Origin of the sequence: Hamadaea sp. NPDC051192 (assembly GCF_040682475.1) — a bacterium.
GTDB lineage: Bacteria > Actinomycetota > Actinomycetes > Mycobacteriales > Micromonosporaceae > Hamadaea > Hamadaea flava.
Genome location: NZ_JBFBAZ010000007.1, coordinates 117,156 through 129,867 on the forward strand (window position 1 = coordinate 117,156; position 12,712 = coordinate 129,867).

Sequence of the window (12,712 nt, forward strand, 5' to 3'; positions counted from 1 at the left end):
ACGACAAGGACGAACATGGGATCGCCTACGGGAAGAGGACTTCCTATGGCGACGGAGGCCTCGTAGTAGTCGCCGGAGTCACGACCGGCCAAGGCGGATGGGAGAGCCATCCACAGGGCGAAGGGGGCCAGGTGATCGGACACCCCGCGAATCGGGAGGTATGCGAAATGCAGAGCGCTGAAACGGTGCTGGGTGTCCTGCGTGAACGCGGCAGGCGGGGCCTGCCGCTGGATGAGCTGTATCGGCAACTGTTCAACCCGCAGCTGTTCCTGCTGGCCTACGGGCGTTTGTATTCCAACTCGGGAGCTATGACGCCCGGAGTCACCGCAGAGACCGTGGACGGTATGTCCCTGGGCAAGATCGACCGCATCATTGACGACCTTCGTCATGAGCGGTATCGGTGGAGTCCGGTCCGCAGGATCTACATCCCGAAGAAGCGGGGCAGCATGAAGCTGCGTCCGTTGGGTCTGCCGCCGTGGAGGGACAAGCTCGTCGGCGAAGTCGTCCGTCTCCTGCTGGAGGCGTACTACGAGCCGTCATTCTCGGGCTCCTCCCACGGTTTTCGTCCTCGCCGGGGATGCCACACCGCTTTGCGAGACGTGGCGAACACCTGGACCGGGACGGCCTGGTTCATCGAGGGTGACATTGCCCAATGTTTCGACCGGCTTGACCATACGGTCATGCTGCGAATCCTGGGCGAGAAGATCCTCGACAACAGGTTCCTGCGGCTGGTGGAGAACATGCTGAAGGCGGGATACCTGGAGGACTGGGTCTGGAATGCCACGCACAGTGGATCTCCGCAGGGTGGCGTGGTCTCTCCGATCCTGTCGAACATCTATCTGCATAAGTTGGATGAGTTCGTTGAAACAGTTCTGATCCCGCAATACACCCGGGCAAGTGTCAGGAAGCCGAACCCCGCCTTTCATCGGGTCTGGGGCGCGATCCGCCGTGCGCGAAGCCGCGGCGACCGTGCTGCGGTGCGGCAACTGCGCAAGCAACTGCACAGCATGCCCAGCATGGACACTCACGATCCCTGCTACCGGCGGCTGAGGTATGTGCGCTACGCCGACGACACTCTGCTCGGGTTTGCCGGACCGAAGGCGGAAGCTGAGGAGATCAAAAGGCGTCTGGCGGCGTTCCTGCGCGAGGATCTCAAGCTGGAACTGTCGCCGGACAAGACGCTGATCACCCATGCCCGCACCCAGCGGGCGCGGTTCCTCGGCTACGACATCACGGTGCACCACAACGACCGCAAGGTCTTCGGCAGGCGGCGCTCCCTGAACGGGACCGTCGCTTTGAAGGTGCCCCGCACCGCGGTCACCGCCAAGCAATCCCAGTACATGCAGCGCGGCAAACCCGCGCGTCGGCCCGCACTGCTGAACCAAGACGATCACGTCATCGTCAGCACCTACGGGTCCGAGTATCGGGGCTTCGTCCAGTACTACCTGATGGCCGGCGATGTCTTCCGACTGGCCCGGCTGCAATGGGTCATGGAGACGTCGATGCTGATGACGCTGGCGAACAAGCACCGCTCGTCGGTGTCGAAGATGGCCCGCAAGTACGCGACCGTCATCGACACGCCGCACGGGCCGCGCAAGTGCTTCGAGGCCAGCGTCGAACGCACCGGAAGGAAACCACTGGTCGGACGGTTCGGCGGGATCCCGCTGAGGCAGAACAAGAAGACGGTCCTCACCGACCGGCAGCTGGCACCAGTCAACACCAAACGCAAGCAGCTGGTCACCCGGCTGCTAGCAGGTCGGTGCGAGATGTGCGGGCACATCGGCGACGTGGACGTGCATCACGTCGCCAAGCTCGCCCACCTCGGGCGATCGGGAAACCGGCCGCCGTGGGCAGACCTCATGGCCGCTAGGCACCGCAAAACCCTTGTGGTCTGCGGAGCCTGCCACGCGGACATCCACGGCGCTTCCTCAGCACCCGCGCAGTAATCACTCGAGAGCGACGTGCGGTGAAAGTCGCATGCGTCGTTCGGGCTGGGGGCCGCCGGAAAAGGACCTGCATAGCAGGCACCTCGCCGGCGGCCCACCAGTACTCTGCTCAAGAAACCTGTCCGACGCGGTGGAACACGCCGCGGCCCGCCACCGCCGCTGCCTGCAACCAGAACCATCGACACCGGCACGAACCACGACCGCCCCCGCTGCGCCCACCCAGCAGCCGGGACTGCTAGCCGCCCGGGTCCAGACCCTGCACCCACAAGTCCACGACCTGACCGCCCGCGGCTGGGGCATCCACCAGATCGCCCGCCACCTACGCATCGACCCCAAGACCGTGCGCCGCTACCTCAACACCGCCGACATCGCACAGCTGCTCGGACCGGCGTCCACCGCACGAACAAGCCTCGTCGACCCATTCAAACCCTACCTGCAAGCCCGCTGCAACGAAGGCGTGACCAGCACCAACCAGCTACTTGCGGAGATCACCGCACAGGGCTACCGCGGCGGCGAACGCACCCTGCGCCGCTACCTGATCTCCATCCGCGGCACCGAGCAGGCCGCACCACCCCAACCGAAGGTTCCCTCCGCCCGCCAACTGGCCGCCTTGATCATGCGCCCCGACGCCAGGCTCACCAGCGACGAGCGTGACGCTCTCGCGGACGCCTGCACCCGATGCCCCGATCTCGCCACGATCCGCGACCTCGCCCAAGGCTTCACCGACCTGGTCCGCGAGCTACGCGGGACCGATCTGTTCTCGTGGCTCGAACAGGCAGACCACGCCGACGTCCACGAACTGCGACGCTTCGCCAACGGCATCCGCAAAGACCTGCCCGCCGTCACCGCCGGGCTCACCCTCCCGTGGAGCTCCGGTGCCGTCGAAGGCAACGTCAACCGCATCAAGATGATCAAGCGCCAGATGTACGGCCGAGCCAACTTCGATCTGCTCCGAAAACGCGTCCTCGCCGGGAACTGAAAACGACGGCAGTCGATCACCGCGAATGTGCCAGAGCCAGCTCGAGATGTCCGTTGACACGGACAGCTTGCTACAACCGCGTCCTCTTCCGCCTCGCCAAATCGGACCCCGGACTCACCACGGCAAAACAAGATCCTCAGGAAAACGACAAATCAGTGAGAAGAATCCGCCGACAAATCGACGAGAAGCTAGTGGCGAACCTCAGGTCAATGCGTTGAGCGCCGACGTTTCCGATGAGAACCTACATTGCCAGACGGGTGGCCCTTCGAATTGCCGGCCACCGATCGTTCTCAGTGGGCCCACCGGGTGACCGCGCCGCGGTCACCTCCGCTGACGTGTTCCATCAGTTTGATAAGCACCTGCCGTACGGATTCTCTGTCCCGAGCGTCACAGACCATGATCGGCACCTGCTCGTCCAGCGCCAACGCGGCGCGTATGGCTTCGACGGTGAAGGTTGGCGCTCCGTCAAAACGGTTGATGGCCACCAGGAACGGGGTCCCGCGGCTTTCGAAATAGTCGATGACCGGGAAGCAGTCGGCCAGCCGACGGTTGTCGACGAGCACGATCACGCCCAGTGCGCCGTGGACGAGCTCGTCCCACAGGAACCGGGACCTCGGCTGTCCAGGGGTTCCGAAGAGGTAGAGAGCCAGGTCCGAGGAGATTTGGATGCGCCCGAAGTCCATGGCGACCGTGGTGAGTGACTTTGTTTCCACCTCGGTGAGGACGTCGGAGCCGACGCTGGCTGCCGAGAGGACTTCCTCGGTTCCCAGCGGTTTGATGTCGCTCACCGCACTCACCAAGGTCGTCTTGCCGACACCGAAGCCGCCCGCAATGACAATCTTCAACGTGTTGGGTGTCATCTGGCGATCCTCTGGCCGCGCATCCAGATACTGTCGGCCGGCGACGGCGGTGGAGTTTGGGGCGCCGGACCGGGCCCGCTTCCAGGCTGTGTTCTCCACGTGCTGCCCCAGCCTGTTGTCGTTCGCCGCCAATGCGGATCTGATGTCGTCTGCCTGCCCGACGAACGAGCCGCCCAGTCCACCCAGGACCGCGATCGCGACTTCGGCGACCGGCCGGCATTCAGGGCTGGTCGCGAGATGCCGATGCGGTTGTGCCGCCAGCGCCCACATGTCGAGCTGACCGAATGGATGCGGAGTGTATGCGGCGACCTCACGTAGCGTTTCCCACACGGCGCGCAAGGCACGCCGTGGCTGGTTACGCAGTAGCTCCGCGCGGACGTCGGGCAGGAACTCGTATCGCCGATCTTCAGATGCCGTCGGCTGTGGCGTGGGCAATTCTACGAGGAGACCCGACAGCATGACTTCCGCGAGATGGCCGGTGCGCGAGGCCGGATGGCGATCGGCGCAGATCGCCTGCATTAGCGGAAGTGTTAGCGGCGTCGCAGCCAGGTCGCGGGCGATGGCGAAAGCCGTGGCGGATGCCGCCGCCTGGAATCTGGCGACTCGTTGCGTGGCCGAGTTGGGAGCTTCCCAGTCTGGGAGCTTCGGGGCCGGCAGCGACCCAACCGGCACCGCATGGGTAGGCTCGTTGTCGGATTGTTGGCCTGAGATCCTGCGGGCGAGCGGCCCCGCCGGGTCGGCGCTTAATGGGAGCACAGGAACCCATGGCTGGGCCGATGCGTCGTCGGCGGTCCCCCGAGCAGGCTTCATGGTTGGCGGCAGCGCTGTCCGGCGCCACAATGACGTCGGCAGGACCTGGACGATCACGACGGGTCCGTGCGCCATCCAGGACATCAACACCTCACGCGCGGCCGCCGTGCGCCACAATGGGCCGACAGCGTCGGTCAATATCATGGTCAATCGATACCTGTTCGGCTCGCTGAGGCTTGCGGGCTGGTGCAGTGCCTGCTGCCGATCGAGGAGCGCCACGCTGTCACGATCACTGTCAAGGTGGAACAGGCGGACGGCGGTGGGCTGTCCCCGCAGATCTTCCACAAGGATTTGCACGGCTTCGGCAGCCCCGTCCCACAAAGCCATGCTGCGGCCGATATCCACCACGAGCCAGAACTCGGTCGGTGGCTCGCCGGAACCAACGGCGTGGGGAAGATGGTGAGAGCTCGGCTGCATCGGTGTCACGCGTCCTCACCCTCAGCGCCTCTGGATGGCCACGACAGGCCGGCCAAGGGCTCCGGCTGCTGGTAGAAGTCGTCAAACAGGAGGCAAATCGACGACGCGGATGCCGCGCCGCTTCTGTGCGCGCTGCGAAACCTCTGCAACGCCGCGGGAAGCAGGACCGGCCCGCCCTTCATAACTGTGTCGTAGACGAGGTCGACCAACTGGTGTCTATCGCCGCCGTCGCGATACCACAACGCCGACGGCAGACCGTCTTTGATCGCTGCCAAGAGTGGATCGTCGTCCTGCCAGTTCAGGGGGGCGAGATACGGTCCATGCGCGGCCAGGCAAACGGTCTGTTCCCGCAGGTCGTAATTCCCCTGCCCGACGGTTCCTTCGACGACCAACTCCTCGGCGCCGAGGTCGCAGCGGGGCAGCAGGCGGCTTCGACGCTGCCACTGGGCGGCGGCCCACGGATCTTGCATTCGATCGACCGACCGGACGACGACCCGGCTCACGGTCCCGATCGGTCGGCCATCGCTCAGACGCCATTGCTCTACCGCGTGGGCGAGCAGGTTCCACGGCAACGCGAACTCGAACTGCAACTGCGTTAGGGAAATCCCACGGGCGATGGGCGCGATGGCAGCAATCAAAGCCTCGACTGCGACGCGAAGCTGGGCCACGCTGTAACAGCCGTCAGCTTCGTACTTGAATGTAAGCGGCTTATCGGGTCGATACAGCCACGCAGTCACGTGGTAGCCGAGTTCGCTGTCGCCATCGACTTTCACAAACAGCGACACTGGATCGACCTCGGCGAAGGGCTCCGCGGCGCGTGTTCTGATCTGATTGACCTCGCTGACCGGTACCCCGGTCGAGGCTGCGAGCTCATCCACGAGCAGCCGGATCCGCTGGCGGACCGCGACGTGCTGCGTCGCCGCGAGGTACTCCAACAGCACCAAGGCCGGCGATAGGCTTCCTGCCGGCACGAATCCGGTGTCCAGGGCGCGCAGCACAGACTCCAACCGGCAGGGACCCTCGAAGGCCAGCGGCCCAATGTCGTCCACCGCGGCCCATAGCAGGCGACGCACATGGTCCTCACCGACCGGCGACGGCAGGGTGGAGATCAGTTGGTGAACCTTCCCCCACGCGAGCTGCGACAGGAAGTTCTCACCGAGACTTGGCTGACTGCCTGCCGCAGCATCGCCGCCAGTGCCGGACTTGCCAGCCGCAGCCTCCACCATCTTGGTCCAGCGAGCTGGGTGACAGACGCCTGCTGGAAGCTCTGTCCGGCGGCTGCTGGCGTAGCCTTCACAGCCGGTAACGAAGCCCAGCACCGTGTCGAGACGAGGCTTGGTCGTCCGCTTGGCGAGGTTGGACATGGACGACGTGGAGATTCTTCTGCCGTCGATATTGGCGTAGGCCTTGATGCGCTCGTATGAAGGCTCCCCCGCCGCCCGGTGCAGGGCATTGATCTCCTCGAAGAGGAGGTCTAGGGGATCGCTCTTGGTCACACGACGATTTCTGCCACACCATGAAGGCAGAACGCAACTGGCGTACCCGGTGAACAGCCGTCCATTTTCCAAGTTGCAATTTTTGGACAAAGCACGTCCATGATCCAAATTGGACCGCTGGGGTCATGGGGTGCGTCACGGTCGAACCATGACTCGACAAAACAGAACCAACGCCCGCGCCGAAGGGGATGGCCTGGTGTCGCTGCGCACGATCGTGGTGGTGTTGCTCGGGGGGCTCGGCGGCATAGCCGCCGGAGTGTGGATTGGCTTCGCGCGCCGCTCCGCCACCGAGGGCGTCCTGACGGGGGTCGCCGCGTGCGCGGCGACGATCCAGTTCTTCCACAAGACCATTGATCGCGCCTAACCGTTCTGCACAACACGGTAGTGCATCGCCCATGAGCGACTGAGTGACCGTCGAAAACGAGGTCCGTGTGGTCGGATCTGGTTGATGGCAGGGGGATCCGAGACCGCTCGGTCTGTCGCACGGACACGAGGTAGGGCCCTCAGGTACGGCTGTGGTTGTCGAAGCCCCGCCACCCCTGAAGGCCCTACCGTGTCCTTCTATCTGGTCTGCGGCCAGGCCGCTGCCGCACCCCCGACCGCCGAGTCCGAACACCTGCCCACGACCCGTCCGCGCCGCTACTGAGACGACGCGAGGGGCTGATCAGCACTGCCGCCGATATTCTGACCAGGGAGCCGCAGACAGACGGTCGGCTCCGGTTGGAAGTGATGTTCCAAGACCCAAGACACGCTGAGTGGGCGCTGTGGCGGCTTTCCACGAACGGGGAGGCGCTGTCCCCGCAGTGGCCGCGCTACGGCCTGCCCGATCGCGCCGTCGCCGTCGCCGAGCGTACGAGAGGTCCACTTGAGAGCCCCCGAGCCGTCGGCCGGCCCGGGGGCATACCGCGACCGTCAGGGGCTTGTGCAGGTGAGCGATGGTGTCGAGGGGCTGCCGTTGGTCAGGACTCCGAACGTCGTCGATGCGTTGGTGCCTAGCGAGCCGTTGTAGGAGACGTTACGCATCGTGACGTTCGAACCGGTGGCCGAGAGCGTCGCGTTCCACGCTTGGGTGATGGCCTGTCCGCTGGCCAATGTCCACTGCACCGTCCAGCCCGTGATCGGCGCGTTGCCGGCGGTGACGGTCACCTCACCCTGGAACCCGCCCGGCCATGCGTTGATAGTCCGGTAGGTTGCGCCGCAGGCCCCGGCCGGCGTTGGGCTGTCTGAGCTGGAGCTGCTCGGTGACGGGCTGCTGGATGCCGAGGGACTGCTCGACGGTGACGAGGTGCTGGACGGGGATCCGCTGGGCGACGGGCTGCTCGGGAACTGCGCCAGGAATGTGTTCACCTCCGCCGATGTCCACGTACGTGTTCCGCTGGTGCCGGTGCTGCCGTCCACTGGGCTGGGGGTGTGGTCGCCGTCGAACGCCGCCCATTGGACCGGATAGCCGGACTGGCATCCGGAGTAGATGGTGGTGATGTGGGTGAGGCTGCCTTGGGAAGGTTCGCGTGGGCTTTGCGTGGTGCAGCCGTTGTTGCGCACGAAGGTGTCGCGCAGCGATCTTCCGTTGGAGATGTTGAGCACGCTGTCGTGTGTGCCGTGGATGCCGAAGTACGCGACCGGCTGCGTGCCGCCGCTGCATCCGCTGAGGTTGGCTCCGGAGTAGACCACGACCGCACGGAATACCGTCGGGCGGGCGCAGGCAAGGGCGTAGCTCATCGAACCGCCGTAGCTCCAGCCCATCGCGAAGACCTGACTGGTGTCGACGCACAAGTCTCCTTCGACGAGCCGGACGAGGTCGTCGACGAGGGTGACGTCGCGACCGTTGGTGTTGGCCCAGCCGTTGTCGATGCCCTGTGGCGCGACGAAGATCGTGCTGTTGTTCGACAGCTGCTTCTGGCCGTAGAACGCCCACGCCGCTCCGTCTGGTCCGCCGGTGGCGACGTCGTTGGCGGTGCCGTTGAGCCAGTGCAGCCCGAAGATGAGCCGATAGGCGTGGGTGTTGCTGTAGCCGTTGGGGATGCTCAGGATGTAGCTGCGGTTCTGGCCGCCGCTTTGAATCGAACGGGTTCCGCTGGTGAGCGTCGGCGTCTTGCCGCAGCCGGCCGTCGGCCCAGCCTCGGCCAGCCTGGGTACCAGCAGGACGGCGCCGGCCAGCGCCAGGGTCAGCAGGCTGCCCAGAATCCATCGATGCCGGGCCGGTGTGGTCAGTCGTCTCATGGCACTTCCTCGATCGCACAGTCTGCGGGTCGGCCCGACCCCGTCTGGATTCCCGAGATCCGGCTGTCCGCCACGTGATCGAACACTCGGGATGTGTGTCAGTAAGTGTGCCTGCCGGTCGTAGAACTGTCAATCGATCACATATAATGCACGGTAGTGCCCGGTGTCGTCGGTGGGCAGCAGATCCGCAGCCGCAAGGACGCCTATCATGGGCGGGGCCCCAGGCCGTGGGGCGGTTCGTCGCAGCGCCGGAGTCGCCGTGGTCAGTCCGTTCGAGATCGAGGAGATCTTTCCCGATGTCGCGGTGGGCTCACGGCTGCCCCGGCGGCAGCAAGGCAGCTCAGCCCAGGCACTCGCGGCGACGCTCGTCGCGGATTACACGTTGCCGGATCGCGTCTGGCTACCCTCGGCAGCCATCGTCGCGCTGCTGGTCGAGTCCGGCGTCAGCAGCGGCGCAGCCCGCACGGCGATAAGCCGGCTGACGCGACGCGGAGTGCTGGAAAGCAGCCGACAGGGCCGGCACAGCTCCCACCGGCTGACCACGGACGCTGCAGCCGAGCTGCTGGCGGGGGGCGCCTGGATCGCCCGGTTCGGCGACCGGGACCGTGTCTGGGACGGGTATTGGACGCTGGTCGCCTTCTCGCTGCCTGAGGAGCAGAGCGCGCGGCGGCGTTCTCTGCGCGCCGAGTTGCGCTGGCTCGGCTTCGCGCCCCTCTACGACGGACTGTGGGTGTCGCCCGACGAGGTGAACCCGACGGTCGAACGACGCCTCGCCACGGTCGCGTTCGGCGCGCTGACCGTCTTTCGGGCCAGGCAAGCAGACCTTGCCGTCGAGGTGAGCCGGAGCCCCGTCGACGCCTGGGACCTGCCCGCCATCGCAGGGCACTATCAGCGCTTCGATCAGCGATGGCGACCGCTGCTGCCGCAGGTACGCCGAGGCGGGATCGCCGGTGCCACCGCGGTTCAAGCTCGCACCCAGATCATGGATGCGTACCGGCGTTTCCCTTTGCTCGATCCGCAGTTGCCGACCGAACTGCTACCAGCCGGGTGGCCCCGCTCGCAGGCCCGGGACCTGTTCGTGGCCGTCTACGACGGGCTGGCCGGCCCGGCCGAGAGGCATGTTCAAGCAGTTGTACGCCAGACCGCCGCCGCCTCGCGGGCTGACGCCGTCCGCGCCCAGACGGTCGTCCGTCTGGGCGCCACCGGCACGAGCTGACGGTTCCGAAATCACTCCGAGAATTTTCGGCCTTATCGACGCGTCTCGCGGATCCGAAGCAAGCCGGTCTACCAATGATCCTCCGGACAGCGCCGCCGTAGCCATCTGACCACAATGCTCCGACCTGCCCATCAACCGAGACACTCCGCTCATAGCGCCCTGTGTCCACCATGGATCGCCGCAATCACGTCGTACACACTTCCGGAAACTTTTCGGAACTTGCCATTGCGAATCTGCCGCGACGCGTGGCAGCATGCCTCGGTATCGACGCCCGCCCATGCGGCGCTGGCCGCTTCGTCGAACCCGGCGCCGGCAACCGAAAGGAGCCCATGATGACAGCACGTCCTACTGCGCATCGTGGCGAACACCAAAGCAGACCCACACCGCTGCGCAAGGCGCTGCTCCTCGGCGCGACCAGCTCACTAGCCGTCCTGACCACGATGATGGTGATCCCCGACGCGAACGCGGCGGCGAGCACCCTCGGTGCCGCGGCCGCGCAGTCGGGCCGGTATTTTGGCACGGCGATCGCGGGTGGTCGGCTCGGTGATTCGGCGTACACCACTATTGCTGGGCGTGAGTTCAATATGGTGACGGCCGAGAATGAGATGAAGATCGACGCGACGGAGCCGCAGCGGGGGCAGTTCTCGTTCGGCGCCGGCGACAACATTTACAAACTGGGCGACGCAGCGTGGTCTGAAGGTGCGGGGTCACACGCTGGCCTGGCATGCCCAGCAGCCGGGGTGGATGCAGAGTCTGTCGGGGTCGACGCTGCGTCAGGCGATGATCGATCACATCAACGGTGTGATGGCGCATTACAAGGGCAAGCTTGCCGCGTGGGATGTGGTGAACGAGGCGTTCAACGAGGACGGCAGCCGCCGCCAGTCGAACCTTCAGGGCACCGGCAACGACTGGATCGAGGTGGCGTTCCGGACCGCTCGCACTGCGGATCCGTCGGTGAAGCTGTGCTACAACGATTACAACATCGAGAACTGGTCGTACGCCAAGACGCAGGGCGTGTATCGGATGATCCAGGACTTCAAGTCCCGGGGTGTGCCGATCGACTGTGTCGGGCTGCAGACGCACTTCACCGGTGGCAGTTCGTTGCCGAGCAACTTCCAGACGACGCTGTCCAGCTTCGCCGCGCTCGGGGTGGACGTCGCGTTGACCGAGGTCGACGTGACCAACGCGTCGACGTCACAGTACGCAGGTCTGACCCAGGCGTGCATGAACGTGCCGCGCTGTATCGGCATCACGGTGTGGGGCGTACGCGACAGCGACTCGTGGCGGTCCGGTGAGAGCCCGCTGCTGTTCGACGGCGGCGGCAACAAGAAGGCGGCGTACACGTCGGTGCTCAACGCCCTCAACGCCGCCAGCCCGAACCCGTCCACGACGACGTCCTCGCCCGGGTCGCCGTCAAGCTCGCCGTCCACCTCGCCGCAGCCCGGCGGCGCCAGCAAGATCGTCGGCTCGCAGTCAGGCCGCTGCATCGACGTGCCGAACTCCTCACACAACAACGGGACCAGGGTCCAGCTGTACGACTGCCATGGCCTGACCAACCAGCAGTGGACCTACACCGCGAGCAAGCAACTGACCGTCTACGGCAACATGTGCCTGGACGCGGCCGGATCCGGCAACGGTTCGGCAGTCCAGATCTACAGCTGCAACGGCCAGACCAACCAGCAGTGGAACGTCAACTCCAACGGCACGATCACGGGCGTGCAGTCCGGCCGCTGCATCGACGTCTGGGGTACCGGCAACGGGCAGCAGGTACAGATCTACGACTGCAACGGCCAGGCAAACCAGCAGTTCCGGCTGGCCTCCCTGTAGACCCTCGCTCTGAACCCACTCTCCATCGGAGGGGTCGTCGCCACGGCGGCCCCTCCCCCGCGTCGACAGCGGCCAGTGCCGCAGCGCAGGGTGTCAGTACCTTGTCGCGATGCCAACCAAGTCCTAGATCACCTCCCCGGTAGGCCGCAGATCTGGCTAAGAGTTCCAAACGCAATGCGCGTCCTGAGCGGCCTGGAAATGGGAGAACCACACCGCCACGCCGAGCACTGCGCCCAGGTCCTGGCAACGGGCCGGTTCGACCGGGTCCTCGGCTCCCTGCACACGCTCCCTGACCAGGATGCCTTCGCCGAGCCGTGGGGCATCTACCCGCACCGCGGCGCGCACGAGGTGATGCGCGAATACCTGGCCGGTGTGGCCACAATGATGTCCACAAGCGGCATGTTCTCCGTGCTGGCACACATCGACTATGCGGTCCGCTTCTGGCCGGCAGACCAGGCGGGACGTTCGACCCGAAAGTGTTCGAGGAGGAGTTCCGCCACGCCCTGCGGGCCGCCGCGCAGTCCGGCCGCGCACTGGAGATCAACACCCGCCTGCCGATGCACGCGACCATACTGACCTGGTGGCATGAAAAAGGCGGCGACGCGATCACCTTCGGAAGCGACGCCCACCTGCCCTCGTTCGTCGCCCACGGGTTCGCCGACGGCGCAGATGGCCCAGGCCCACGACTTCCGCCCGGCAATAACCCTCACGAGCTATGGGACCGCATCGACTAACCGCCGATACCCTTTCGCGGACATCTGCGGCCGTCACCGCGCTGATCCGCACGGAACGTGGCAGTGTGCAGTGGGACCCGGTCGTGACCGTTTCGCCCGTACGTGGCCTGGAGGGACTATCTCGTTAACGGTGTTTCCGGCGGTTTCCTCAGTAGGTTTCAGCTGCCGGGAATCGGTCGCTGAAGGTGATGGCGAACGCGTTCAGCG

Annotated in this window: 8 protein-coding genes and 1 pseudogene; 6 read left to right on the forward strand and 3 right to left on the reverse strand. The window is 65.5% G+C overall.

Going from position 1 to position 12,712, the window contains the following annotated elements; genetic code table 11:
• The first annotated feature begins 167 nt into the window (after nucleotides 1-167).
• Both AB0M47_RS05160 and AB0M47_RS05165 read left to right on the forward strand, forming a co-directional pair.
• Nucleotides 168-1,946, forward strand: coding sequence for a reverse transcriptase domain-containing protein (locus tag AB0M47_RS05160; RefSeq protein ID WP_363408630.1), 1,779 nt, complete (start codon nucleotides 168-170; stop codon nucleotides 1,944-1,946).
• A 130-nt stretch (nucleotides 1,947-2,076) separates the two neighbouring features.
• Nucleotides 2,077-2,925 carry a transposase gene (locus tag AB0M47_RS05165; RefSeq protein WP_363408633.1) on the forward strand — a complete coding sequence of 283 codons (849 nt, stop codon included), beginning with the start codon at nucleotides 2,077-2,079 and terminating at the stop codon, nucleotides 2,923-2,925.
• A gap of 290 nt (nucleotides 2,926-3,215) precedes the next feature.
• Here AB0M47_RS05165 and AB0M47_RS05170 read toward each other — a convergent pair whose 3' ends face one another.
• On the reverse strand, nucleotides 3,216-3,785 hold the full coding sequence (locus AB0M47_RS05170; RefSeq protein WP_363408659.1) for an ATP/GTP-binding protein: 570 nt from the start codon (nucleotides 3,783-3,785) through the stop codon (nucleotides 3,216-3,218).
• A 1,232-nt stretch (nucleotides 3,786-5,017) separates the two neighbouring features.
• Nucleotides 5,018-6,508 carry a hypothetical protein gene (locus AB0M47_RS05175; RefSeq protein ID WP_363408636.1) on the reverse strand — a complete coding sequence of 497 codons (1,491 nt, stop codon included), beginning with the start codon at nucleotides 6,506-6,508 and terminating at the stop codon, nucleotides 5,018-5,020.
• A 148-nt stretch (nucleotides 6,509-6,656) separates the two neighbouring features.
• On the opposite strand from AB0M47_RS05175, the gene AB0M47_RS05180 reads away from it, so the two are divergent.
• Nucleotides 6,657-6,872: a hypothetical protein gene (locus AB0M47_RS05180; protein ID WP_363408639.1), complete on the forward strand. Its 216-nt coding sequence runs from the start codon at nucleotides 6,657-6,659 to the stop codon at nucleotides 6,870-6,872.
• Nucleotides 6,873-7,420: 548 nt separating this feature from the next.
• Here AB0M47_RS05180 and AB0M47_RS05185 read toward each other — a convergent pair.
• Nucleotides 7,421-8,728, reverse strand: a complete 1,308-nt coding sequence (locus AB0M47_RS05185) for a cellulose binding domain-containing protein (RefSeq protein ID WP_363408642.1) — start codon at nucleotides 8,726-8,728, stop codon at nucleotides 7,421-7,423.
• A gap of 259 nt (nucleotides 8,729-8,987) precedes the next feature.
• On the opposite strand from AB0M47_RS05185, the gene AB0M47_RS05190 reads away from it, so the two are divergent.
• The 3 genes and pseudogenes from AB0M47_RS05190 to AB0M47_RS05200 all read left to right on the forward strand — a co-directional run bounded on the left by AB0M47_RS05190 (nucleotide 8,988) and on the right by AB0M47_RS05200 (nucleotide 12,505).
• Complete coding sequence (locus AB0M47_RS05190; RefSeq protein ID WP_363408645.1) at nucleotides 8,988-9,944, forward strand: PaaX family transcriptional regulator C-terminal domain-containing protein; 957 nt, start codon at nucleotides 8,988-8,990, stop codon at nucleotides 9,942-9,944.
• Between the two features lie 332 nt (nucleotides 9,945-10,276).
• A pseudogene (locus tag AB0M47_RS05195) lies at nucleotides 10,277-11,771 on the forward strand (endo-1,4-beta-xylanase).
• A gap of 476 nt (nucleotides 11,772-12,247) precedes the next feature.
• Nucleotides 12,248-12,505 (forward strand): hypothetical protein, encoded by a 258-nt coding sequence (locus AB0M47_RS05200; protein WP_363408648.1) that lies wholly within the window; start codon nucleotides 12,248-12,250, stop codon nucleotides 12,503-12,505.
• Nucleotides 12,506-12,712: the final 207 nt, after the last annotated feature.